The sequence below is a fragment of the Helicobacter magdeburgensis genome (genome assembly GCF_000765825.2).
GTDB lineage: Bacteria > Campylobacterota > Campylobacteria > Campylobacterales > Helicobacteraceae > Helicobacter_C > Helicobacter_C magdeburgensis.
Map to the genome: position 1 here is coordinate 1 of NZ_JRPE02000009.1, position 23,693 is coordinate 23,693.

Annotated in this window: 24 protein-coding genes; 12 read left to right on the forward strand and 12 right to left on the reverse strand. The window is 39.7% G+C overall.

The window, feature by feature from the left end; genetic code table 11:
* Positions 1 to 237: 237 nt before the first annotated feature.
* From miaA to ccoG, 7 genes are all read right to left on the reverse strand, one after another.
* Positions 238 to 1,245: a tRNA (adenosine(37)-N6)-dimethylallyltransferase MiaA gene (gene miaA / locus LS74_RS06780; RefSeq protein ID WP_034588493.1), complete on the reverse strand. Its 1,008-nt coding sequence runs from the start codon at positions 1,243 to 1,245 to the stop codon at positions 238 to 240.
* Positions 1,246 to 1,264: 19 nt separating this feature from the next.
* Positions 1,265 to 2,410, reverse strand: a complete 1,146-nt coding sequence (locus LS74_RS06785; protein ID WP_034588489.1) for a pyridoxal-phosphate-dependent aminotransferase family protein — start codon at positions 2,408 to 2,410, stop codon at positions 1,265 to 1,267.
* A 50-nt stretch (positions 2,411 to 2,460) separates the two neighbouring features.
* On the reverse strand, positions 2,461 to 3,480 hold the full coding sequence (pseI, locus tag LS74_RS06790) for a pseudaminic acid synthase (RefSeq protein WP_034588487.1): 1,020 nt from the start codon (positions 3,478 to 3,480) through the stop codon (positions 2,461 to 2,463).
* Positions 3,477 to 5,027, reverse strand: a complete 1,551-nt coding sequence (gene pseH / locus LS74_RS06795) for a UDP-4-amino-4,6-dideoxy-N-acetyl-beta-L-altrosamine N-acetyltransferase (RefSeq protein WP_034588484.1) — start codon at positions 5,025 to 5,027, stop codon at positions 3,477 to 3,479. The genes pseI and pseH overlap by 4 nt, the downstream gene beginning before the upstream one ends.
* Before the next feature lie 123 nt (positions 5,028 to 5,150).
* A complete protein-coding gene (locus LS74_RS06800) occupies positions 5,151 to 5,558 on the reverse strand; it encodes a hypothetical protein (RefSeq protein ID WP_034588482.1) in 408 nt (135 codons plus the stop codon).
* A 9-nt stretch (positions 5,559 to 5,567) separates the two neighbouring features.
* Positions 5,568 to 6,260 carry a Bax inhibitor-1/YccA family protein gene (locus LS74_RS06805; protein WP_034588480.1) on the reverse strand — a complete coding sequence of 231 codons (693 nt, stop codon included), beginning with the start codon at positions 6,258 to 6,260 and terminating at the stop codon, positions 5,568 to 5,570.
* A 130-nt stretch (positions 6,261 to 6,390) separates the two neighbouring features.
* Entirely contained in the window at positions 6,391 to 7,767 is a 1,377-nt protein-coding gene (ccoG, locus tag LS74_RS06810) for a cytochrome c oxidase accessory protein CcoG (protein ID WP_034586746.1), read from the reverse strand.
* Between the two features lie 228 nt (positions 7,768 to 7,995).
* Between ccoG and abc-f the strand changes: the two genes are divergently transcribed.
* Both abc-f and LS74_RS06820 read left to right on the forward strand, forming a co-directional pair.
* Complete coding sequence (gene abc-f / locus LS74_RS06815; protein WP_034586748.1) at positions 7,996 to 9,606, forward strand: ribosomal protection-like ABC-F family protein; 1,611 nt, start codon at positions 7,996 to 7,998, stop codon at positions 9,604 to 9,606.
* Positions 9,607 to 9,609: 3 nt separating this feature from the next.
* A complete protein-coding gene (locus LS74_RS06820; RefSeq protein ID WP_034586751.1) occupies positions 9,610 to 10,359 on the forward strand; it encodes a hypothetical protein in 750 nt (249 codons plus the stop codon).
* A gap of 97 nt (positions 10,360 to 10,456) precedes the next feature.
* Here LS74_RS06820 and LS74_RS10915 read toward each other — a convergent pair whose 3' ends face one another.
* Together LS74_RS10915 and LS74_RS06825 are read right to left on the reverse strand one after the other, a co-directional pair.
* Positions 10,457 to 10,618, reverse strand: coding sequence for a hypothetical protein (locus LS74_RS10915; protein WP_167480471.1), 162 nt, complete (start codon positions 10,616 to 10,618; stop codon positions 10,457 to 10,459).
* A 114-nt stretch (positions 10,619 to 10,732) separates the two neighbouring features.
* Complete coding sequence (locus LS74_RS06825) at positions 10,733 to 11,260, reverse strand: hypothetical protein (RefSeq protein WP_052086393.1); 528 nt, start codon at positions 11,258 to 11,260, stop codon at positions 10,733 to 10,735.
* 129 nt (positions 11,261 to 11,389) lie between these two features.
* Between LS74_RS06825 and LS74_RS06830 the strand changes: the two genes are divergently transcribed.
* The 9 genes from LS74_RS06830 to LS74_RS06870 all read left to right on the forward strand — a co-directional run bounded on the left by LS74_RS06830 (position 11,390) and on the right by LS74_RS06870 (position 20,952).
* Positions 11,390 to 11,797, forward strand: coding sequence for a helix-turn-helix domain-containing protein (locus LS74_RS06830; protein ID WP_034586755.1), 408 nt, complete (start codon positions 11,390 to 11,392; stop codon positions 11,795 to 11,797).
* 139 nt (positions 11,798 to 11,936) lie between these two features.
* Entirely contained in the window at positions 11,937 to 12,566 is a 630-nt protein-coding gene (locus LS74_RS06835; RefSeq protein WP_034586776.1) for a class II aldolase and adducin N-terminal domain-containing protein, read from the forward strand.
* Positions 12,567 to 12,574: 8 nt separating this feature from the next.
* Positions 12,575 to 13,942 carry a zinc-binding metallopeptidase family protein gene (locus LS74_RS06840; RefSeq protein ID WP_034586759.1) on the forward strand — a complete coding sequence of 456 codons (1,368 nt, stop codon included), beginning with the start codon at positions 12,575 to 12,577 and terminating at the stop codon, positions 13,940 to 13,942.
* Between the two features lie 2 nt (positions 13,943 to 13,944).
* The gene (gene argC / locus LS74_RS06845) at positions 13,945 to 14,991 is read left to right on the forward strand and encodes an N-acetyl-gamma-glutamyl-phosphate reductase (protein ID WP_034586761.1); all 1,047 of its coding nucleotides are present in this window, start codon (positions 13,945 to 13,947) and stop codon (positions 14,989 to 14,991) included.
* Between the two features lie 6 nt (positions 14,992 to 14,997).
* On the forward strand, positions 14,998 to 15,894 hold the full coding sequence (locus LS74_RS06850) for a metallophosphoesterase (protein ID WP_034586764.1): 897 nt from the start codon (positions 14,998 to 15,000) through the stop codon (positions 15,892 to 15,894).
* A gap of 20 nt (positions 15,895 to 15,914) precedes the next feature.
* Entirely contained in the window at positions 15,915 to 16,844 is a 930-nt protein-coding gene (locus LS74_RS06855; RefSeq protein WP_034586778.1) for a chemotaxis protein CheV, read from the forward strand.
* Between the two features lie 43 nt (positions 16,845 to 16,887).
* Complete coding sequence (locus LS74_RS06860; RefSeq protein ID WP_034586767.1) at positions 16,888 to 19,260, forward strand: hybrid sensor histidine kinase/response regulator; 2,373 nt, start codon at positions 16,888 to 16,890, stop codon at positions 19,258 to 19,260.
* Between the two features lie 2 nt (positions 19,261 to 19,262).
* Complete coding sequence (locus tag LS74_RS06865) at positions 19,263 to 19,760, forward strand: chemotaxis protein CheW (RefSeq protein ID WP_002955773.1); 498 nt, start codon at positions 19,263 to 19,265, stop codon at positions 19,758 to 19,760.
* Positions 19,761 to 19,785: 25 nt separating this feature from the next.
* Positions 19,786 to 20,952: an FkbM family methyltransferase gene (locus LS74_RS06870; protein ID WP_236096851.1), complete on the forward strand. Its 1,167-nt coding sequence runs from the start codon at positions 19,786 to 19,788 to the stop codon at positions 20,950 to 20,952.
* Here the strand turns inward: LS74_RS06870 and LS74_RS06875 are convergent.
* The 3 genes from LS74_RS06875 to LS74_RS06880 form a co-directional block, all read right to left on the reverse strand.
* Complete coding sequence (locus LS74_RS06875; RefSeq protein WP_236096852.1) at positions 20,949 to 21,707, reverse strand: glycosyltransferase; 759 nt, start codon at positions 21,705 to 21,707, stop codon at positions 20,949 to 20,951. The two genes, LS74_RS06870 and LS74_RS06875, sit on opposite strands and share 4 nt — an antisense overlap.
* Positions 21,695 to 22,030 carry a glycosyltransferase family protein gene (locus LS74_RS11360; RefSeq protein WP_236096853.1) on the reverse strand — a complete coding sequence of 112 codons (336 nt, stop codon included), beginning with the start codon at positions 22,028 to 22,030 and terminating at the stop codon, positions 21,695 to 21,697. The genes LS74_RS06875 and LS74_RS11360 overlap by 13 nt, the downstream gene beginning before the upstream one ends.
* 88 nt (positions 22,031 to 22,118) lie before the next feature.
* Positions 22,119 to 22,931: a methylenetetrahydrofolate reductase gene (locus LS74_RS06880; RefSeq protein ID WP_034587685.1), complete on the reverse strand. Its 813-nt coding sequence runs from the start codon at positions 22,929 to 22,931 to the stop codon at positions 22,119 to 22,121.
* A 92-nt stretch (positions 22,932 to 23,023) separates the two neighbouring features.
* Between LS74_RS06880 and serB the strand changes: the two genes are divergently transcribed.
* Complete coding sequence (gene serB, locus LS74_RS06885; RefSeq protein ID WP_034587687.1) at positions 23,024 to 23,674, forward strand: phosphoserine phosphatase SerB; 651 nt, start codon at positions 23,024 to 23,026, stop codon at positions 23,672 to 23,674.
* The last annotated feature ends 19 nt before the right edge of the window (positions 23,675 to 23,693 follow it).

A 23,693-nucleotide genomic window follows, 5' to 3' on the forward strand; every position in this document is an offset into this window, starting at 1 on the left:
TTAAAGCGTCGTCGGGTGGGGGATACATAAGGGGGAGGGGTGACTTCGCGTGTAGCGAAGCAAACCCGTTTTACGCAAATTCAAACCCCTCCCCCTTATAAAAAAATAATAAAAGAAAAGAAAAACTTAGAATCTAAAAAACATAAATATTTCGCTCACGCTCAGTATGACAATATTGTGATTTAAAAGCGTGAGATTCTAGAATCTAAATCCTTTTAGATTCTCATATCCTTGTAATCAAGTAGCTAAAAGTTTATAAATCTCTTTTTGTAAATCTTGTTTAGGTAAAAGTGTGATTTTATGGAATTGTGTGCGGTTAAAGGTAGCTTGGCGTTTGGCTAATTGACAGGTGTGGAAAAATAGCTCTTGTTTTAGAGATTCAAGGCTTGTGAGTTTGCCTTGCAAAAATGCTAGGCATTCCTTTGGACCAATGGCATTTAAAGGCGGTATGCCCTCCCCATAGGCTTCTACAATCTCTTTTATCTCTTCCACAATGCCTTGCTCTATCATCTTTTGACTTCGCTGTAAAATATCCGCTCTTAACTCATCTTTTGGCTTATCTAGGGCAAAAATCTCTAAAGGCAGGGGAAAAGGCAGAGGCTTATGTGTAGCAAAATACTCGCTAGGCTTTAGTTGCGTGGCTTTATAGAGGCTTAGGGCTTTGTGGATTCTGTATGTATCTTGTGGGGCGATTTTTTGAGCAAATTCTTTATCAATAGAGCATAAAAAGGCGTAGCACTCCTGCAAACTTCCTAGAGATTCTATCCACTTTTCATAGCCCTGCAAGTCTGGCATAGGGCTTAAACCTTCTATGATGCTTTTTAGAAAAAAGCTACTGCCCCCAACGATGAGCAAAGGCGTATCGGGCTTAAGATGAAGCACACATTCGCATAAAAGTGTAAAAAAAAGCATAGCATTGCTTTTTTCACTTGGATTTAAAACATCTAACGCGTGGTAACGCACTTGTGTTTTTTCTAAAGGTGTGGGCTTGGCGGAAGCTATATCAAAGCCTTTATAAACCCCCAAAGAATCAAGACTAAAAATCTCACAGCCCTTTTGCAGGGCTATATCGTGGGCAAGGGCGGTTTTGCCACTCCCACTTGCTCCAAGGATAGCGATGATTTTAGGCTTGGAATCTAAGGCTTTGTTTGCAAGAGTCTGCAAAGCCTTATTAAAGCGCTGGTGCAGAGATTCTGTGCTTTGTGCAGAATCTTTAAAACTAGAATCTTGCGTATTTTGTGGCACTTTTTAAACTTTGTAAAACTTAATCTTGCAACGCATAATAAGATTCTAAAAATACCTTATTTGCTTCACCTGTAAAGTCCCGTAATCCAAGTCTCTGCAAGGCAAGTTCAAAGGCATTGACTACCCATAGGCTTTGAGATAGCGGGATAAGCCCCATTTGATTAATCCGCACAATGCTCGTCTTTAGCCTATCTTGCCCCCCTGCGACATTGAGATTAAACTCTGTCTTTAGCACTTTGCGTAAATTCGCCGCATTTTTTTCATCATAAATAGTATTCATCGCTAGAGCTGGGGATTTTGGATAGATTTTTAGCCCGATAGATTCTAGGGCTTTTTGCGTTGATAGACTTCTGGCTTTTGTATCTTTATAAACTCGCTCCATTCCATTTTTTTGTCCGCCATTTTGGGACACAAGCTCAAAATACTTCGCAAGTCCGGTGATAATTGTCGTTGGGGCAGTCCAAGCGGTGGTGTTTTTGACTTGATTTTTCAGCTCGGTTTTAAGATTAAAATAAAAGCCCACATCGCGTTCTTCAATCTTTTGTATCGCTTGGGGTGATAGCCCAATAATGCTTAAGCCCGGTGGCAGCATAAACGCCTTTTGTGAGCCGCCAATAAGGGCGTCAATATGGCTTGTGTCAATGGCTTCAACGCCCATTGCCGTAATGGCATCAACCACCACAATAATATTTGGATTATACTCTTTAATCGCCTTAGCTATGGCTTCTGCTGGGTGTCGTAAGCCTCCTGCGGATTCACACATCTGCATACAAAAGCAATCAATATCCTTATCATTTTGCAAAATCTCAAGCACAGATTCCACACTCGCTGGGATATCCCACTCATTTATAATCTCTGTATATGGAATCTTATGAGCCTTGGCGATTTTGCCAAAGCGTTCGCCAAACTTCCCGCTATTGACACTTAGCATTTTTTTAGCACTAAAAGTCAGCACACAAGCTTCCATAGCCCCACTGCCGCTACTTGCAAGCATTAGCACTTCTTTCATTCCTAAAAGCTCTAAAAGCCCCTCCCTAGCTTTGGCAAAAATGCTTTCAAACTCTGGGGTTCTGTGGTGGAGTGTAGGCTCACTCATCGCCTGACGCAAAGATTCTGGCACGGGGGTAGGACCGGGTGTAAAAAGTAATGGAGTAGATGGCAACATAGACTTCCTTTTTAACTTTGGGATTTGAAATGGTGATTATACCCTTAAAGTTATAATTTATGCTTTATGAGTGGTGTGGCGGCTTTGTAATCACGCTCTGCCTTTGTGTTAAGAATCTGTGAAAAATACCGCGGGTGCATTCCGCCATTGGGACGCAAGATAGCAATATTTTCCTTTGTGAAACGCTCCCCCTTAGCAATATCTTTTGTAACCCAAATGCTTCGCGCAAAGACTCTTCGCTTTTTAAGTGTGCTTTTAGGCACTTGCGGATTCTTTTTGCCAAGGGCTAGGGCAGTGTTGCGGACTTGCTCCACCATTGCACTAAACTCATCTTTATCCATACTAAAGGCACTATCCACGCCTCCTAAGGACTTATCAAGGATAAAATGCTTTTCAATCATACACGCCCCAAGGCTTGTAGCGATAATGGGGCAGAGGCTGCCAAGCGTATGATCTGAAAGTCCAACTTTAATATTGTATTTTTTATATCTTTGCTTTAAGCCTAGCATTGCCTTGATATTTGCGGATTCCAAAGGGGCTGGATACTCACTCACACAATGCAAAAGCGTAATATCCTTGCTCCCATATTTATGACAAAGTGCAAGGGCAGATTCAATCTCTTTGTGCGTGGCAATGCCGGTGGAAAAAATAATAGGCTTTTTAGTCTTAGCAATCGCAGCAATCAGCTCATAGTGCATAATCTCAAAGCTTGCAACCTTATACATAGGGCATTGCAAAGATTCTAAAAGCTTCACGCCTTTTATAGAAAAGGGGGAACTAAATACGATTAGTCCTAAACTTCGTGCAAGTGAAAAAAGTTCTTTGTGCCATTCCCACGGCGTTTGGGCTTGTTTATACAAATCATACAAATAAGTATTATCCCATAATGTCCCGCCGCTAATAGCAAAGGGCGGATTTTTAGAATCTAGCGTTAAGCAAGAAGGTGTGTAGGTTTGTAGCTTCACGCCATCAGCTCCACTTTTGGCAATGGCATAAATAGAATCTTTAGCAATTTGCAAGTCTTGCTGATGATTGGCACTTAGCTCGGCGATGATAAGTGGGGGCTTCATACACGCTCCTTATACATTAAGATGACATTGTGATATATGCTTTGTGAATCTTTTATCTCGCGTATAAAATCGTGCAAAATCCCCTCTTTTGTATAGCCCATTTTTTCATAAAATGCTATGGCTTGGGTGTTGTGTTCTAGCACTTCAAGGTGCAAGGTGTGCAAACCTAGCTCATTAAAAGCATAAGATTCTAAAAACTTGAGAATCTTAGCTCCCTTGCGTAAAATGTTAGAATCTACATTTTTATAGATTCCAATAAAGGCGTGGCGATGGGTGAGATTTATCCTTGTGAGTGAGCCTACGCCGATATACTCATCATTTTCCTGCAAGAGCCAATATCGCCTTGTATTATCATTTGCAAGGTTTGCTAGAAAGGCGGTGTGAGATTCTGGGCTAATATGCGTCGCATACATCCATTTAGCAATTTCTGGGTGATTTCGCATTTGCAAGATGGCTTGAGACTGCGTAGGATTAAGCTTTGGAAAAGGTAGGGCTTGAATCTTAGCTGTTTCATTTTGAGCTGTGCTGTGGGGAGCGGCTAGGTTTTGAATAAGGCTTAAAAGGGCATATTCTAGCTTTGAGCCAAGAGTTAGATTTTGAAGATTTTGCTTTAGAATCTTGGGGGGATTTTCCTGCCAAGAGAAAAGCGTTTCAAGGGCAGAGGGCAAATCTTTTGCGTAATAAATCGCACCTTTTTTCTGCCATTGCTCTATGTGAAAAACTTGATTTTGTGCGGTTTGTAAAATGATGCTTGGGATTTTAAGCCTTAATAATTCAAGCATACTGCCGCCTCCGGCACTTAAGGCGTAATCACAAGTTAGGGCTAAGTGTAAAAACTCGCTAGGTGTGAGATTGTGATACATACTCACAAAATTTTCAAGGGGCTTTGGAATGGCGATTTTATGGGGATAGCCACCGCCTAACACGAGATGAAAATGACACTGCTGTGTAAGCTCTCTCACAAGCAAATCAATAAAGCTTTGGGAGAGATTATTAGAATCTACACCGCCAAAATTCACAAAGATTTGCTTATTTTGATTATGGGCTGTGGGCTTGGAATCTTGTGTAGATTCTAATGGTTTAGATTCTATGTGTTGGGGCAAAATCATATATTCTTCCCCACACCACAAGTGAGAATACCCCTTAAAATACGACTTGGAATCTGGCGTGGGATTTAGAATATAGCAGTCCTTTGGATACGCATCACGCAGGGTATCATCAAGGCAGATGAGTGCCTTGCTGTGCTGAATTAAACGATGATAGAACCACTCCTGTGCCTCGTAGCTATCCACAATGGCGAGTTCAAGCATTTCAGGCTGGGTGGATAGCCACTCATAGTTTTTACACTCAAGCTCAATATGTGAAGGTGTGGAATCTAGCAGAGTTTTTAGAGGCGGTGGGGTGTAGTCGCCGCGATTATGCAAAGTAATGGCGTGGGTATAAGGGGGCTTTGTCAATTTTACAAATATGGCGATGAGTTTCAAAGAGCGGTAGAAATGCCCTAGCCCATAGCCCTCCCCACTCTCGCAAAAAATATCAATACGCATTTTATACCTTTTAGTTTTTAGATTTATGGGGTGGGTAGCAAAGTTAATTCCAAATTATGCTGTGGCTGTAATTTTACTCTATGCTAGATTCTATACTTTACTTATGTGTTGTTTGTGAGTGCGTTACTGACGAAGTGAGCTGCAGTAGGCTTGAAAATATTGTTTTTCAATGTCATAAAGCTCATAGCGAATCTGCTTAAAAGCGTGGGTATTGCCTAGATGTGGGGCGAGTTTGGTATATTCTTCTAAAACACGAGCGGATTCTTGAGCGCGTTTAAAATTAGCCATAACAAGGGCGTTTAGATTTTCTCTTAACAGCTCATCTTTGCTGCTTTGTTTTGCTACATCGCCTTGAATATCTCTATAATCAAGCAAATCTAGTGAAGTAGAAAGTTTAAGCTTATGTCGCAGTGTTTTACATAAGAAAGAAAGTGTTTTATCATTATGAAAGTAGCGGAGCGTATCCTCTATGACACGGATACCCTCCCTTAAGCGATTGAGATTAGCATCTATAACTCTGCCAACCTCCATTTATTCCCCTTAGTCTCTGCTTGATAGACCGATAAGGGCAAGTAGATTCATAAAAATATTATAGAAATCAAGATAGAGGCTAATTGCCGCATCTACCGGACTTGTGTAAAGCCCACGGATAATATTTTGTGTATCATACGCCACATACATACTAAAGAGAATAACCGCCGCACTTGAAATCAGCACTTGAAACATAGAGCTTCCAAGGAAAAGATTCACAAGTGAACAAACAAACACAACAATCAAAGTGATAAAAAGCATTTTGCCCATACTTGCCAAGTCTTTTCTTGTCCTAATGCCAAAAATACTCATCACACCAAAGACAATTGTCGTCATTGCAAATGCCATAGCCACTGCTCCCGCTCCTGCCTTTGCTGCTACCATAGCCACAAGTGGCGTAGCTACCAAACCTGTAAGTGTGGTAAAGATAAAGAGCATCGCAATATTAAGTCCGGGCTTTGAGCGAGAAAACATAAGCCCAAAGAGTGCTGCAATCTCAGCTACAAACAGAAGCATACGATTTTCAAAAACAAGTTGAAGATTGTAAAAGCCAATCATCGCACCAATAAAGGCAAAAAATAAACTTGCCCCAAAGAAAATGTAAGTCGTTTTGACAAATTTCACAAGGGCGGTATCTTGTGCCGCTGCATACTCTGCGGTTGCATTTGCATTGTTTGTATAATTTCTATCATAAAGTCCCATTTTTATCTCCTTTTTTTAAGATAGGGTGGAATAATACCACATTTTGCTAACAAGGCAAAATTTTCTCCGTTATTACAAAATTGCCACAAGCCCATATTTTGCTTAAGAATAGGCTTTGAGAAGCAAGATTCTAATCTTTAAAGAGCTTAGAATCTGGATAGACAAACTTTGTAGGACGCTCAACTTGAATACTTTCTTTTGCGTCTGTGGCATACGCACGGATAGTAATATCATAATTCCCCTGCCCTAGATTCTCTCTTGTGCGGATTGTAACTATCTGCTTGACTTTCTTTCCAGCCTTGACATTAAAAGGGGCTTTTGGCGAGATAATCTCTAAAGACTTAGCAATATCCCCGCCCTTGTTATCAAGGATTTCAAAATGCATTTGATGATCAGCAGAATCCGTGTTGTGGAAAAGCATTGTGTAGTGATTATCCACGATATGATTCTTTTTAATCTCATACAGTTCGGTGGTGCGGTTAATATCAAGGAGCATACTCTCTTTTTTGCTGCCTACAAAAAGCAATAGCACAAATACAAGGGCTAAAATCACCATATAGCCGATAGTTTTAAACCTAAACACACGCACTTTGCCATTATTATCTAGCGAGGCAGAGGACTTCCACATCACAAGTGAAGGGCGATTAAGCTTACTCATCACAGATTCACACGCATCGGCACATTCAAGGCAGTTAATACACTCTAGCTGCATACCCTTTCTAATATCAATATGCGTTGGACACACACGCACACACGCGTTACAATTGGTGCATTCATTATTTGGATCTTGCTTTTTAGGTGCGAGTTCAAACTTCATTCCCTTTGTGTCATACACCGCCCCACCGCGTTTATAGTTATACACCGCCGTAATCGTGTCATCATCAAAAAGCACACTTTGAATCCGGCAATACGGACACATATAAATACAGAAATTTTCCTGTATAAAAGCAATATCAAGAATGAAAAATAGCCCAAAGCCTAGCCAAAAACCAAGCAAGATTCTGTGATTAAGCGGATCGCTCATATAGGCAAAAAAATCGCTCGGTGGTGTGAAAAAGAACATCAAATTTGCCGCTGCCACAAGACAAAGCACAGAGATAATTAAAAACGCCAAAACCGCCTTAATCTTCGCCCCAAAAGTGCTTAAGTCCATTTTTTCCTGCTTATTTGAGATTCTCTTTCGCAAACCAAAAATCTTTGTCTGCAACAAATCCCTATATAAAATGCGGAAAATCGTCTGCGGACACGCCCAGCCACACCATATACGCCCCGCAAGTGTTGTCATAAAAAAGATTCCCACAAACATAAGAATCAGCAAAAATGGCATTAAATACAGCTCCTGCATATCAAACACAACACCCATTAAATGAAGCTGTTTGTGATCAAATGAGAGTAGGAAAAGCTGATTACCATTGATTTGTATAAAAGGAAATACAAGAAGTGCTAAAGTCGCTATGGCATAGACAATGTAACGCTTTTTGCGATAAGAGTGAGTGTTGTTTTGCATACTATCCTCCTTATGAAACACACCTTATTTGTTGAAGTTTGCATTGTATAACTTTTTTGACTTAAATTAAATAAAAGATGAGATTTTTTACCATTTTTTGTAAAATGATGAGAATTTTTTTGCATTAAAGCCACAAAAGCCCATCTCCTATTTTGACTACCCATTGACTACACAAATGCTATTTTATGCTAGAATCCACGCCATTATTCACAATCACAAGGACACACAATGCTACAAACAATCAATCTTTCAATGCGTTATGCGACAAAAAAGCTCTTTGAAAATGTCAATATCAAGCTAGATTCTGGCAAACGCTATGGGCTTATCGGGGCAAATGGTGCAGGGAAATCCACATTTTTAAAAATCCTAAGTGGGCAGTATGAGGCAAGCAGCGGCGAAGTGGTGATAGAAAAGGGCTTAAAAATGGGCGTTTTAGGGCAGGATCAATACGCTTTTGAAGAGCTTAGTCTAAAAGATGCGGTGCTGCTAGGCAATAAGCGATTATATGACGCCATAAAACGCAAGGAATATCTCTATGAAAATGGTGATTTAAGCGATGATACGATCAATGCCGAGCTAGGTGAGCTAGAGATGATTTGCGCTGAAGAAGACCCGATGTATGAATGCGAGGTGGTGATTGAAAAGATTTTAGAAGATTTAGGCTTTGATTCTAGCACGCATAATGAACTAATGAAAACCCTAACCGGTGGCGATAAGTTTAAGATTCTACTCGCTCAAGTGCTATTCCCCAAGCCTGATATTTTGCTCCTAGATGAGCCGACAAACAACCTTGATTTACACTCTATATCGTGGCTTGAAGACAATCTCAAACGCCACCAAGGCACACTTGTCGTCATCAGCCACGATAGGCATTTTTTAAACAGCGTTTGCACACATATTTTGGATATGGATTTTGGCTCTGTGCGGGAGTTTAGTGGGAATTATGATGATTGGTATATCGCCTCTACTTTGATAGCTAAACAGCAGGAAATGGAGCGAAACAAAAAGCTTAAAGAAAAAGAGGAGCTAGAATCCTTTATCGCGCGATTTTCTGCTAATGCAAGTAAGGCGCGTCAAGCTACAAGTCGCCAAAAACAGCTTGAAAAGCTCAATATTGAATCCTTAGCGGTTAGCTCTAGGCGAGATCCTAGCATAGTCTTTAAGCCCAACCGCACGATTGGCAACGAAGCCCTAGAATGTGAGAATATCTCAAAAAGTTATGGGGATTTATGCGTGCTAAAAAATGTGAGTTTGAAAATTCTGCCCGGGGATAAAATCGCTATCATCGGTGCAAATGGCGTGGGTAAAAGCACTTTGTGTAAGATTCTAGTAGAAGAGTTAAAAGCGGATTCTGGGCTAGTCAAGTGGGGGGCGACAACGCAAAGGGGCTACTTCCCACAAAATGTAAGTGAAGAGATAAGCGGGGAAGAAAGCCTGTATGAGTGGCTAAGGGGCTTTGATAAGAAAAAAGAGAGTGGCGAGATACGCAACGCACTAGGGCGAATGCTCTTTAGCGGGGAAGAGCAAGAGAAACCCATAAACGCCCTAAGCGGTGGGGAAAAGCACAGAATGGTGCTAAGCAAACTTATGCTAGAAGGGGGGAATTTTTTAGTGCTTGATGAGCCTACAAACCACCTTGATTTAGAATCCATTATCGCGCTTGGCGAGGCGTTGTATAAATTTAGCGGAAATGTGATTTGTGTCAGCCACGATAGGGAGCTGATTGACGCGTATGCTAATAGAATCATTGAGCTAAAGGCGGATTCTAGCGGTGGTGGAGCAGAAATCATAGACTTCCGCGGGAGTTATGAAGAGTATTTGGAATCCCAAGGGGAGTGATAGATGAGTGGGCATAAAGAAAAGATGAAAGAGCTTTATGACAGGATTTTGGGAATATACAATAGCAATAAATATGAAAACTACCGAGAGCAAGAAAAGGTAATTGAAAATATTTTTAGTAGCGAAGACATTTTTGAAAGAGCAGATGAAACGCAACAGATACAAAAAGACAAGACTTTGCAAAATGTGCTGCTAAAAGTTTCTGTGCTAGATAGCTTCTATAGCACAAATCTTACAAGATCAAAATTTGGTGTTTATAAAGTTGCTAAACATATTACCGAGCTAGAATCTAACAAACAAATTCACCAAAAAATACGCAACGCCACCCTACAAAATTACAATGAATTAAAGGATATTGTTAAACAAATTGCAAAATGTAATCTAGAAAAAACTATCAAAGACAAAGTCATAATCATAAATCCTTACTCCTTTGCGACAAAATATTGCTTCCACCACAATCAAAACGCCTTTAGAATCTATGATAGCTTTGTGCGTGAAGTGTTGGTATTTTTTAACAATGGCAAAAGCGATAAAAGCAATGCAAAGTTTAATATACCTAGTAAGCTAGTAGGCACAAATTTTTATGGAAAAAAGCTCACAAACAAAGAGCTTAAGGACTATGACACATACAATACATTTCTCCAAGCTATTGATGAGTTTGCCAAACACTATGGGCTTGAAAATGAAAACACACGAGATTTAGATCATTTTTTGTGGATTCTAGGGAAAGAAAAGAGCGGAGCGGAGCAATAATTGATTAGCAGAAAATAGCTTTTATAAAAGTGGATTCTAGCCCTAAAGCCTTTTGAGCTTTAAGGGTAGTAGATCAAGGTAGGCAGATTCCTAGAATCTACTTTTTGTTTTGCTGATTTGGGTTAAGCTGCTTGCCCCTGTTGCCTTGATTTTGGTCGTATTGGCGATTTGTGCCACTTGTGCCTTTGTTGGGATTTTGCATATTAGCACTATTGCCCTTTGGTGTAACTTTGCCTTGATTAGAATTAGCCTGTGCCATTTTGACTCCTTTAAAAAAATTAAGGGAGTATTATGCGTTTTTTTTTTTTTTTGATTTAGCTTAAATTTAAGACAGATAACACTTTTACAAAATCCCTTAAAACCTTAAAAGTTGCTAAAAACCATAACGTAATGTGTTGTTTAATTGTTGCATTTGAAACAGCATTTGATTGTTGTGGTTTTGTTGCTGAATTCTTTGATTTGTTTGATTAAGTTGTTGATTTACATTGTGAATTGCTTGTTGGGACTGTTGATACTGAAATTGCATCTGTTGCTGTTTCATCTGTTGAACCTGAAATGCAAACTGCATATCTTTCTCTAAGTCTGGGTGTTCGGGTCTTTGTAATGTTAGCATTACTCCTTTTGGGAATTCTTCAAAAACATCACTGATATTGTCTGGAAACTCTATTCTAGCTCCACTTATCCAGACAGTTTCACAGGGTTCAATCCTAAAATTATGCTCCTTTAATGCTTTTTTATTGTACTCCAAATTGACGGGAGAATATCCTTGATTAACTCCACCACAAATAATGTTTGCACCAATAGGATTTGTATTGAATGTAACGGCATAGCTGCAGCCACTTAAACCTAAAACTAGCAACCATAAGACACAATTCTTAACAACAAAATTTTGCACTATCATAACAACCTCCCATTGTTTTAATGAAATTTTTGTGCTTAATTATAGATAACAAATACTTAATTTATACTTTTTCTATAATTTACTGACTAGAATCTACATCTTTGATAAACCTTATAAAAAGAAAGCGGAATGAAAGTTATTGACAAAATAAATGAGATTCTAAAAGCAAAAAATCTAAGCAAAAAAGAGCTTGCTAATCGCCTTATAGACTTAGGCTTGCGTGCAAATAAAACGGGCGAAACGCCCACAATCTCTAGCATTTATGCCTATCTTAATGGCAATATTGAGCTAAAGGCAGATATGATTCCATTCATCGCTGATGCTTTGGGCGTGTATGAGCAGGAGCTTTTCTCCCAAAGCTCACCGCACAAAATGCTTCAAAGATTCTGCTTACAAGACCCAAATCTCGCCAAATATAGCCACATTGTAGAACTCCTAGAATACATCAGCCCAAAGTCCCTAGAAACGCTTGAAAAAACGCTCCTTAGTCAAAAAGAAAAGACAATCCAACTCAATGAAATCCTACAAAATCTCTAAAAATACCCCGCATATTTTTCACACGCTAGAATCTGTCATTATAAGATTCTAAAAAAACATCACAAGATTCCACAAAAGCACAAGGGCTAATTTTGGCTTTATTCTCTGTGTGTTACCACAAAATGCTATACTCCCCCTTATGAATATCCATACTACTCAAGTAAGCCAAGAGCTTATACAAAACATTGCCAATGTCTCTCTCTCGCTCTTTAGGAAGAACTTTTTTGGAATCTTCCACGGAGCGATTTCTGCGCGTGTGAGTAAAAACCGCTTTATTATCAACAAACAAAATGCTATTTTTGACAATATCAACGCAGATTCTATGATTATGCTCTATCAAAAGCAGGACTATCGCTGGAATGAAGCAAGTCTGCACGCTCCCATTCACGCTGCGATTTATGAGAGCTTTTCTGAAGCAAAATTTATCGCTTATGCTATGCCACCTTATCTTGTGTCTTATACGCTGAAATACGATAAGCTAGAGCCAAAGGATTATTTTGGGTATAAGTTTTTAGCTCCAAGTATTGAGATTTTTAATCCTAAAGATTATGAGAGCTGGGCGGAACGGGCTGATACGGATATTCCACGATATTTTAAGGAGCATTCCCATAGCTTTATGCTGATTAAGGGCTATGGCGTGTATGTGTATGCTAGGGATTTACACACATTAGCCAAGGTGATTGCTTTGCTTGAAAATTCCTGCAAGATTCTGCATTACAACGCCGATTTGGGCGAGATTTTTGAAACGAGTGCGAAATATGATGTCTAAGGGATACAATGAGTGATTTTTCTACCCGTGCTTTAGAGATGTTTTATAAACTCTGTGAGATTCCACATTGTAGCTATCACACGCAGGATATGCACGCTTTTCTTTGCTCTAGCTTAGAATCTCAAGGCTACACATTAGCTGTGGATTCTGCTTTTAATATTTACGCTAAAAAGGGCAAACCTAGAATCTGCTTGCAAGGGCATTATGATATGGTGTGCGTTGGGGATTCTACCAAGCACAAGGGTGTTACACCTATACAAAAAGATAGTTTTTTATACGCTAAAGATTCTAGTCTAGGGGCGGATAATGGCATAGCTTTGGCGTGTATGTTAGCTTTGAAAGAATCTCATATTGAACTACTTTTCACAAACGATGAAGAAGTAGGAATGATAGGGGCAAATAATCTTAGTCTAAAAATAGAATCTCCTTTGCTTTTAAACCTTGATAGCGAGGATATACACGAGATTGTGCTGGGCTGTGCTGGGGGCGTGGATATAGAATGTGCCATTGATTTAAAAAGCGACTTAAAGCCCCTAGATTCTCTTTTGCCCTCTTATCCATATATGTATAAAATCACAAGTTCAGGCTTTTTGGGGGGGCATTCGGGGATTGAGATTCACAAAAATAAAGAGAATGCTTTAAGTGAGTTTGGATTTTTTTTATCAACGATTGAAGCTTATATCATCACACTTAATGGCGGGGAAAAACGCAACTCCATACCCGTGGGGCTAGAGGCGATTATCGCTTGTGATAAAAGGCTAGATTCTATCTTTTATACGCCAAATGGAGCGTCTTTTGACATTACACCTTTGGAATCTTTAGAATCTAGCGATTATACAAAGGCTTATCATAAAAATGCGATTGTTCCTTTGCTGTGTGGGATTCATAGCGGTGTGTATGCTGGAGATAAGCAGGGGGTGCTGTCATCTTTAAATCTTTCACTTATCACGCAAAAGCAGGAGAGCTTAGAGCTAATCCTAATGGCTCGGGCAAACACGCAGGACTTACTCAAACGCACTTGTGAGCGTTTGGAAATAATGCTACCCTATCTCAATCCACATTGCTCTATGAAAACAAGCGGATATTACGCCCCTTGGGAGAGAAGCATAGAGCCAACACACAAGGCTTTAACGCTTTTAAACACGCTGTATGCCAAACACAATATCACACCTCATCTTACACAAATCCACGCTGGGCTGGAATGTGGGATTCTAAAAAAGCAGATTCTAGCTCACTCACATATCAAAAATTTTGAGATTCTCTCCATTGGTCCAACTATTCACGCTCCACATAGTTGCAATGAAAGGCTTGATTTAAAAGATTTTGAGATTTTTTGCGATATTTTACAAGATTTTGTAACACTCTATAAGGAATAGCTATGCGACAAATCAAAGTGGGAATCATCGGTATTAGCGGCTACACGGGCTTAGAACTTGCTAAAATTTTGCTCCATCACCCTGTATTTAAACTTAGCTACATAGCCAACACGCAAGGGGATAGCACATTAGAGCAAGTCCATACGATGCTAGATTCACTCCCCTTGGGCAATCTCCCTATCCATAAAGCAAATGCACAAGAGGCTTTAGATTGTGATGTGCTATTTCTCGCCCTGCCCCATAAAAGTGCTATGGCAATGACACAGGAGATTTTTACATTAAGCAAGGCTAAAAACAAGCCTATTAAAATCATAGACTTATCGGCTGATTATCGCTTGAGTGTGGAAAACTATGAAGCAAACTACTGCACCCATACTGATAAAGAAAATCTCACAAACGCCATTTATGGGCTAGTAGAATACAACCGCCAAAGCATACAAAACGCCACGCTTGTGGCAAATCCGGGCTGTTATCCTACCGCTACGCTTTTAGGGCTATTGCCTTTTGTAGATTATTTGCAAGATTCAAATCCTGTGTTTATTGACGCTAAAAGTGGCGTGAGCGGGGCGGGAAAGACATTGAGTGAAAATACACATTTTTCACATATTAATGAAAATCTTTTTGCCTATTCCCCCCTTGCCCATCGTCATCAAATAGAAATTGCTGAAAAGTGCGTTACACTTGGAAAAAAAGAGCTAGATATTCACTTTGTGCCACATTTAAGCCCTATCACTCGCGGTATGCTAGTGAGTATTTTTGCGACTTTAAAAACCCCTTTAAGCACAAAAGAGACAAGGGGGATTTTAGATTCTATATATGGGAGTGAATCCTTTGTGCGTGTGAGAGAAACGCCTGTGAAAATGAGTAGCGTGATAGGGAGTAATTTTTGCGATATTTTTGTAGCGTGTAAAAATAATGGAATCTTTATTAACACCGCTATTGATAATCTCTTGCGAGGGGCTAGCTCACAAGCGGTGGTAAATGCCAATCTTATGTGCGGATTAGATGAATCTTTAGGAATCCCACAAATCCCCTATGGGCTATTTTAACAAGCGATGAAAAAAACTCAATCACTTTGGCAGAATGCCCCGCAAATACATAAAGATGCGATTTTTATTGCAGATTCACATTTTATGCCCCTGCATTTACAGCCTTTGCCAGAGCAGGGCGAAATTGCTTCAAAAGCTTTGCTTGATTATTTTAAGACGCTTTTAAAAAATCCCGCTCAAATACCAAGCCAAATTTTCCTTATGGGTGATATTACACATTTGCTTTTAGGTGGGGTAAAATCTAGTGTTGATACGCATAAAGAGCTTTTAGATTCTATCTGCACTCTTTCACAAGTTAGCCAAGTATGGTGGTTTGAGGGCAATCACGACTTTGGACTAAACGCTTTACAAAAAAGGGTAGAGTTTTCAAAGATTCACTTTATCCCTCGCTCAAAACAGCCCCTTGCCTTTAGCTACATTAATGAGAGTGCTTCACATCTAGAATCTACAAAAGAATCTCAAAATGTCCTACTCGCCCACGGGGATTTGTTTTTAAACACAAAATATGAGCTATACATTAGATGTATGCAGACAAAAATAATGCGTTGGATTTTAACTTTGCTAGATTCTGTAACTTTTGGTAATCTCTACACTTTTATTGTAAAAAAGGTAAATCACAATACAATTAGACAAGGTAGGGCCGATATTGAAAGCTTTGCAAAAAAGCGGATTTGTGCCTACAATGCCTATTTGCAAAATGCAATCAAAAAAGCCCAAGCCCTTGCAGATGAGCAAATAGATATGATTATAGAAGGGCATTTTCACATCGGCAAAGCATATAAAGGGGAGAGTTTGTATATCTCCTTGCCTTCATTTTATCTTACTAGAAGTATTTTTAGTATAGAATCCGCAACTTCTAATGAAGCAAAATCCACTATACAATCCACAAAGGAGAGCGATTGAAGACAGATAAAGTCGATATTATGCGAATTGCAAGCAACGAAATGGAGCTTGTAGATTTTAGACTCTTTGAAGATAAGAATGGGGAGACTTATGAAGGGGTATATGGCATTAATGTTGCCAAAGTAAGCGGGATTGTCGCTTATCCTGAAGAAATCTTTGAAACTCCGGGCAGCCCTGATTATATGCTTGGTATGTTTGATTTGCGTGGGGATATTCTGCCTCTTATTGATTTGACAAAGTGGATGAATATCAAGCCAAAAGAAGATGCTGTGCGTGATAAGAAGGTTATTGTTACAGAATTTAACAATAAGCAGCTTGGCTTTGTGGTGCACGCTACAAGGCGGCTAAGGCGTGTGAGCTGGGCGGATATAGAATCTGCTATGTTTAGCCTTAGCAATGATGACCAGCGTGGGAAAATCACAGGAACAACGCGTATTGAAGATGGGCGGACATTATTGATTTTGGATTTAGAGGGGATTATTGATGATCTTGATTTCCAAATGCCAAATGGTGGCGATAGAGTGGATATTGAGCAATTTAAGCCTAAGGATAAATTTGAAGGCAGTGTGCTTATTCTTGATGATAGCTCTATTGCACGCAAACTTCTTTGCAATACACTCAGTGAGATTGGCTTTGATGTGGTTGATGCTATTGATGGAGAGGCAGGATTAGAGCGTTTAGAGCAACTCTATGAGCGTTGGGGGGAAGATATAGCAAAACATCTTAAGCTTATTATTTCAGATGTTGAAATGCCTAAAATGGACGGCTTTCACTTTGCTGCACAGGTTAAAAATGATGCAAGATTCAATAAGATTCCACTCATTTTTAACTCATCAATCAGCGATAAGTTTAGTGCAAGTAAAGGAAAAGAGATAGGGGCGGAAGCTTATCTTGTCAAATTTGATGCAAAACTATTTTATGATGAAATCACTAGAATTTTATCAAAATAAATAGTAGAATACTTTTTTAAAATTTCGTGCGAGAGGATTCACAATGGACGATATGCAAGAGATAATGGAAGACTTCTTAGTAGAAGCTTTTGAGATGATAGAGCAGCTGGACCAAGATTTGGTAGAGCTTGAAAACAACCCTGAAGACCTTGATTTATTAAATAGAATATTTAGAGTAGCCCACACAATCAAAGGCTCAAGCTCATTTTTGAACTTTGACATTCTCACGCGTCTTACACATAATATGGAAGATGTGCTTAACAAAGCAAGGCGTGATGAGCTAAAGATTACCCCTGATGTTATGGATGTGGTATTGCACTCCATAGACTTGATGAAAGCGCTTCTTGCTGCTATACGCGATAGTGGGACTGATGCTAATAGTGGCATTGAAATTGATGACACCGTCTCTCGCTTACAAGCCATCTCAAGTGGTGGAACAGGTGGAGAGAGTGCAGAATCTCCAGCTCCACAAGCTGCACCTGCACAATCTGCAGCCCCAAGCACTCCGGCTGATAGCAACAATCCTCTTGCTGATGAACCAGAGCTTGACTACTCAAATATGAGTGCAGAAGAAGTTGAAGCCGAGATTGAAAGGCTACTTAAAAAGCGTCAAGAAGCTGACAAACAAGCTCGTGCAGCACAAAAAGCAGGTGGCGTTGCCCCAAGTGTGCAAGCTCCAAAAGCCCCAGATTCAGCTCCAGCAGCTCAAGCTACGCCAAAACCTGCTCCCAAACCTACTCCAAAGAAAGCAGGGGGTGATGAAAAAGCTCCAGCAGCGAGTGTAGAGCAAACCGTGCGTGTTGATGTGAAAAGACTAGATCATCTTATGAATCTTATCGGTGAGCTTGTGCTTGGTAAAAACCGCTTAATCAAAATCTATGGCGATGTGGAAGAGCGTTATGATGGGGAAAAATTCTTAGAAGAGCTTAATCAAGTCGTGGCTTCTATCTCATCAGTTACTACAGATGTGCAACTTGCGGTTATGAAAACGCGTATGCAACCTGTTGGCAAGGTGTTTAATAAATTCCCCCGTATGGTGCGTGATCTCTCTCGTGAGCTTGGCAAAAATATTGATCTTATCATCACCGGTGAAGAAACAGAGCTTGATAAATCAATCGTTGAAGAAATCGGTGATCCACTTATCCACATTATTCGCAACTCTTGCGACCACGGGATTGAAAAACCTGAAGACCGCCTAGCCCTAGGTAAGCCAGAAACCGGAACAGTAACGCTCAAAGCCTATAATGAGGGCAATCACATCGTTATTGAAATTGCCGATGATGGCAAGGGTCTAGATGCACAAATGCTCAAACAAAAAGGTATCGAAAAAGGCGTTATTAGCGAGAGAGAAGCGGATACAATGAGTGATAAAGAAGCCTTTGGCATCATCTTTAAGCCCGGATTTTCAACCGCTGCCACTATCAGCAATGTCTCTGGGCGTGGCGTGGGAATGGATGTTGTCAAAACAAATATAGAGAAGCTTAATGGTATCATTGATATAGAATCTGAAAAAGGTGTAGGCACAACGCAGAAGCTTAAAATCCCGCTCACTCTTGCGATTATCCAAGCCTTACTTGTTGCGGTGCAAGAAGAGTATTATGCCATTCCGCTTTCTTCTGTTATTGAAACGGTGCGTGTAAGCCAAGATGAGATTTATACCGTTGATGGCAAAAGTGTGCTAAGACTGCGAGATGAAGTGCTTTCAATCGTGCGTTTGGCAGATATTTTCAAAGTAGATTCAGTGTTAGAGAATACTAATGAAGTGTATGTTGTTGTCATTGGTTTGGCGGAGCAAAAAATGGGTGTGATTGTAGATTATCTCGTTGGGCAAGAGGAAGTTGTTATCAAATCGCTTGGCTATTATCTTAAAGGCACAGAGGGTATTGCAGGGGCGACTGTGCGGGGCGATGGTAAGATTACAATGATTGTTGATGTTGCCGCGATGATGGAAATGGCAAAAGAAGTGAAAGTTAATATCACAAAACTTGCCGAAGAAAATGCTGTGGCTAAAATCAAAAATTCACCAAGTGATTATGTTGTCCTTGCTATTGATGATAGTAATACTGATAGGGCGATTATGAAAAAATGTCTTAAAACACTTGGTGTTACAGTGCTTGAAGCGGCAAATGGCGTGGAAGGGCTTGATATTGTTAAGAATGGAGATAAGCAGCTTGATGCCGTGCTTGTGGATATTGAAATGCCAAAAATGGACGGCTACACTTTTGCATCTGAAGTGCGAAAATATAATAAATTTAAGAATCTGCCCCTTATTGCCGTTACAAGTAGAAATAGCAAGACAGATAGAATGCGTGGTGTAGAATCTGGTATGACGGAATATATCACCAAGCCATACACGCCAGAATACCTAGTTAATGTTGTGAAACGCAATATAAATCTCACAATTGAGGGAGAGTAAGAATGAGTGAAAATAAATTAAAAGAAGTCCTTGAGAAACAACAAAATAAAGGCGTGGGTGAAGCAGCCGCGGTGGAAGAAACACTCCATATCATCGGCTTTATGATTGGTAATGAAGAATTTGCGGTGCCTATTCTTAATGTGAAAGAGATCATTAAGCCCATTGAATATACACGCGTCCCTGCTGTGCCTGATTATGTGCTTGGGGTGTTTAACCTTCGCGGGACGGTGCTACCGCTTATCAATATGCGTCTTAAGTTTGGACTTCCAGCCATTAAGCAAGATGGCGATACGCGATTTCTAGTGATTAGTCAAAAAGATGAGATGATAGGCTTTATGATTGATAAACTCACGGGGGCTGTGCGAATACCAGAATCTGATATTGACCCCATTCCAGAATCTTTTAATGAAAATCAAAATCTCCTGCAGGGTATCGGCAAGAGAGAAGATCGCTTGATTACAATCTTACGCGTGGAAAATCTCCTTAAACGCACTTTTTAATGAATCTATTAAGAGAGATGTTCTTATGAAATTATTTAGAATCTACGAATACAAAGGTGGTTTTGTCCGCACAAGAATCTTAGGTTTGCCCATTGTCAAAAAAAACTATGTCCTAACTCTTCTCGTTGCCGGGCTACCCGTCGCACAAAGAAAGACATATCTTACACAAACAACGGGGGGGGGGGTAATATATGATTTTGTCTATCGTATTTTTGGCCTTCCCTTATTTAAAACCTCAAAGTATAAAAAGATAAGCCACGATACTCTTTCCCTTCGTCACAACTATCTCCTTGACCAAACATTTTTCAAAATGTCGGATTCTGAAGTTTTTGAAAAGGCCCAAAAACTTTGTGAAAATATGGATTTAGAGAGCCAAAATATTGTGTATCAAATTATTTCCCGCACAAAAGCAGTAGCCCTTTCACCCACGCAGAAGATTTTTCACTTAACCCAACTTGAAAAAACCGCTCTACAACATATTGAAAATGATTTTTTTACAAATATATGTGAACTTTCACCTGAAATTTTTTACTATCAAGGCTATTTCTTACCAATCAAGCATTTTGAAATATCTGTCTTTTGCTACAAACACGGGTTAGATTCATTTTCACCACAGACTTTAGCAAAAATTAAGAATCTTGATGTGATTGATGTAGGCGGATTTATCGGCGATAGCGCACTTATTTTTCAATCTTTCACAAATAAAAACATTTATAGCTTTGAAGCTACAAGCCATAATTACAACCTTATGCTACAAACGCTTCAGCTCAATAATACAAATCGCATAGTGCCGGTGAAAAAGGGCTTAGGGAGTGAGAAAACAAAAATGACTATAAGTGTTTTTGGCTCTGGCTCCAGCCTTGCTCGTGATAATGCTATATATGGTTGCACACAAAGTGAAGAAATAGAGCTTATTACCCTTGATAGCTATGTCAAGGAGCATAATCTTAAAATCGGACTTATCAAGGTTGATATTGAAGGCTTTGAAATGGAATTTCTTAAAGGGGCAAAAGAAACCATTTGCTCTCAAAAACCAGCTATGATTCTTAGTATTTACCATCAAGCAAGTGATTTTTTTGATATAAAGCCAATGCTAGAATCGTGGAATCTAGGTTATACATTCCGCATTTATAAACCTATTGACTACAACATTTCCCTTGAAACAACGCTAATGTGTGAGGTTTTAGACTAAGTCTGCTCCATAGATTCCAAACACTCATCAATGCAGTATTTTGGGCGAGATTTTATCTCCTGATACATCTTGCCAATATATTCCCCAATAATGCCTAATCCCAAAAGCTGCATACCACTTAAGAAGCATAACAAAATAGCTAGTGAAGTCCAGCCCGGCAAAGCAGAATCTGTAAAAATTTTTACCCACAGCACATACATACCAAAAGCGATTGAAAGCCCAAAAAGCCCAATTCCCATAGCACTCACAAACCGCAAAGGTGCTATTGAAAAACTTGTAATGCCATTCCACGCAAAAGAGAGCATTTTCTTAAGACTATATTTAGAATCTCCAGCATATCGCGGCTTCACATCAAAATACACAATTTCAGGCTTCTGCCCCATATCCAGCACAATAGCGCGCAAAAATAAATGTGTCTCCTTATAAGCAGATAAATTTTTCAATGCCCTTTGACTAAGCAAACGATAATCAGCGTGATTTTTGATGATTTTTACCCCAAAAATATTCATCATTTTATAAAAGAAAATCGCACTATATTTCTTAAAAACAGAATCTGTTTTCCTATCATACCGCACCCCTAGAACTATATCCGCCCCATTTTGAAACTTCGCCACAAATTCATCTAGCTTTTCTTCATCTTGCTGTAAATCACAATCAATGCTTACTGCACAATCGCATTTATCACATACAAAATGTAATCCCGCCAAAAGTGTGTTTTGATGTCCAAAATTCCTTGATAGTTTTAAAGCATACAAATGTGGTTGCTTATCTTTTTTGCTATGAAGCAACGGGGGGGGGGGGCAGAAGTTAAAATGGAAGTGGAAGTAAAAGTGGATTTGCTAGATTCAGTAGTTTTAGTAAAATCAACACCTTTAACAGACTCCATAAACTTAGCAAAATCCGCAGCATTGCTAGAATCCATAGCATAGCGTTTATTAAAGCTTTGTGTGAGAATATGCCAAGTGCCATCGGTGCTACCATCATCTACAAACACCATTCCGCTTTTTTCAGTAATTTTGCCCCTTTCTATCATACTTGAAAGCTTCTTGCTTAGTATCTCTATACTTTTTTCTAGCACCTGCTCTTCGTATCACAAGTAACAAAGTCGGCTTCTCCCTATTCATTTTTATCCTTTTTTTTGTAGCCTTTATCAATCTCTTTTGCATCTAGCACAATCCATTCCCATACGCCCTTAAGTCATTATGCTTAGGAGTAGAAAGATATAAAGATATATCATATTCCCTAGCCAAGCCCTGCATATCCTGCCACAAGGATATAAAAGTCTCTTTTACCCCGCTTTGTTCTAATGCTTTTAAATACGCTCTTGGAATCTCAAAGCCAAGATGAGTTTCATTAATGCGATATGCACTCTCCGCACTAAAGATTCCAAATACGCCAAGCGAAAGTTGTGCTTGAATCCCAAGCCTTTCTTGCAATACATAAAAATGCTCCACGCACTTTTTAGCCGATTCCATACTAAAAATAGGCTGTGTGATGATTCTATCTACACCCGCTTGTAGCTTTTGTGTTAGCCTTTGCTCTATCTCTTTTTCCCATATCTTAACCCCACTGCCACTCACAAGGCTCACTTCTCCGCCTAAAATCTCCCTTGCCAACGCAATAAGTTTAACTCCATCTAGCTCCCCATTATCCCCGCCAATCAACGCCACAGAGCTAAACCCACCATACTTCACACCAAGAATCTGTGATTGAATCTGTAGTCTATCTAGCCCAGCCCCGCTTATTGTCGGCACAAATTCCACCACAGAGCTAAACCCAGAATCCACACTCATAGAAAATCTTTCACGCAACGCATACGCCCCAAGCAGTGAGCTTACACTTGCTTTATTAACAGGATTGCTAGGGATAAGCACAAAATCCACTTCCTGCCCTAGATTCTCCCTAGCACCTTGTATCATAGCCTTTAAGCATTCCATATCTTCACATATCTCTTGTGGTAAAAACTCAATCCCAAACATTTACACCCCATAGATTCTAAAATTATTTAACTCCTAAATGCTATAATCCTAACATTTTTTACCCCACATATACCAACAAAGGACACACCGCAATGAAAAGCACAGATAAACTCATTGTGTTTGATTTTGATTCTACACTAATGAATGGCGAGACCATAGATATTCTAGCCAAAGCCCACAATGTCCATAAGCAAGTGGAGCAAATCACACATAAAGCGATGAATGGGGAGCTTGACTTTTATGAGAGCCTTAAAAGTCGTGTTGCCCTGCTTCAAGAACTAAGCTTACAAAAAGCCCTAGATATAGCTCATAATCTCCCCCTTATGTCAGGGGCAAAGCAATGTATCAAAGCCTTTAAAAACGCCAATTACAAAGCGGTGTGTTTTAGTGGAGGCTTTCACATCGCCACGGATCATTTTGCTAAGATTCTAGGGCTTGATGCGAGTTTTGCTAATATTTTACACCACAAAGATGGCATTCTTACAGGGCAAGTGGGCGGAGAGATGATGTTTAGCGATTCTAAAGGGCAGATGCTCCAACGCTTACAGAATCTGCTGCATATCACGCCTAGCGATACCATTGTGGTAGGCGATGGGGCAAATGATTTAAGTATGTTTAAATACGCTGATACACGCATAGCATTTTGTGCTAAAGAAGTGCTAAAAAAAGAGGCAACACTCATCATTGACACGCAGGATTTGACACAAATCCCTAAAGCATTGCATATCCCTATATCCCATTAAAAACACATAAAAGGAGAAT

Coding starts and splice junctions, on each gene's coding strand:
- LS74_RS06785 (WP_034588489.1), bottom strand. CDS start 2,410: ATGTTGCCATCTACTCCATTACTTTTTACACCCGGTCCTACCCCCGTG.
- pseI (WP_034588487.1), bottom strand. CDS start 3,480: ATGAAGCCCCCACTTATCATCGCCGAGCTAAGTGCCAATCATCAGCAA.
- pseH (WP_034588484.1), bottom strand. CDS start 5,027: ATGCGTATTGATATTTTTTGCGAGAGTGGGGAGGGCTATGGGCTAGGG.
- LS74_RS06800 (WP_034588482.1), bottom strand. CDS start 5,558: ATGGAGGTTGGCAGAGTTATAGATGCTAATCTCAATCGCTTAAGGGAG.
- LS74_RS06805 (WP_034588480.1), bottom strand. CDS start 6,260: ATGGGACTTTATGATAGAAATTATACAAACAATGCAAATGCAACCGCA.
- ccoG (WP_034586746.1), bottom strand. CDS start 7,767: ATGCAAAACAACACTCACTCTTATCGCAAAAAGCGTTACATTGTCTAT.
- abc-f (WP_034586748.1), top strand. CDS start 7,996: ATGCTACAAACAATCAATCTTTCAATGCGTTATGCGACAAAAAAGCTC.
- LS74_RS06820 (WP_034586751.1), top strand. CDS start 9,610: ATGAGTGGGCATAAAGAAAAGATGAAAGAGCTTTATGACAGGATTTTG.
- LS74_RS10915 (WP_167480471.1), bottom strand. CDS start 10,618: ATGGCACAGGCTAATTCTAATCAAGGCAAAGTTACACCAAAGGGCAAT.
- LS74_RS06825 (WP_052086393.1), bottom strand. CDS start 11,260: ATGATAGTGCAAAATTTTGTTGTTAAGAATTGTGTCTTATGGTTGCTA.
- LS74_RS06830 (WP_034586755.1), top strand. CDS start 11,390: ATGAAAGTTATTGACAAAATAAATGAGATTCTAAAAGCAAAAAATCTA.
- LS74_RS06835 (WP_034586776.1), top strand. CDS start 11,937: ATGAATATCCATACTACTCAAGTAAGCCAAGAGCTTATACAAAACATT.
- LS74_RS06840 (WP_034586759.1), top strand. CDS start 12,575: ATGAGTGATTTTTCTACCCGTGCTTTAGAGATGTTTTATAAACTCTGT.
- argC (WP_034586761.1), top strand. CDS start 13,945: ATGCGACAAATCAAAGTGGGAATCATCGGTATTAGCGGCTACACGGGC.
- LS74_RS06850 (WP_034586764.1), top strand. CDS start 14,998: ATGAAAAAAACTCAATCACTTTGGCAGAATGCCCCGCAAATACATAAA.
- LS74_RS06855 (WP_034586778.1), top strand. CDS start 15,915: ATGCGAATTGCAAGCAACGAAATGGAGCTTGTAGATTTTAGACTCTTT.
- LS74_RS06860 (WP_034586767.1), top strand. CDS start 16,888: ATGGACGATATGCAAGAGATAATGGAAGACTTCTTAGTAGAAGCTTTT.
- LS74_RS06865 (WP_002955773.1), top strand. CDS start 19,263: ATGAGTGAAAATAAATTAAAAGAAGTCCTTGAGAAACAACAAAATAAA.
- LS74_RS06870 (WP_236096851.1), top strand. CDS start 19,786: ATGAAATTATTTAGAATCTACGAATACAAAGGTGGTTTTGTCCGCACA.
- LS74_RS06880 (WP_034587685.1), bottom strand. CDS start 22,931: ATGTTTGGGATTGAGTTTTTACCACAAGAGATATGTGAAGATATGGAA.
- serB (WP_034587687.1), top strand. CDS start 23,024: ATGAAAAGCACAGATAAACTCATTGTGTTTGATTTTGATTCTACACTA.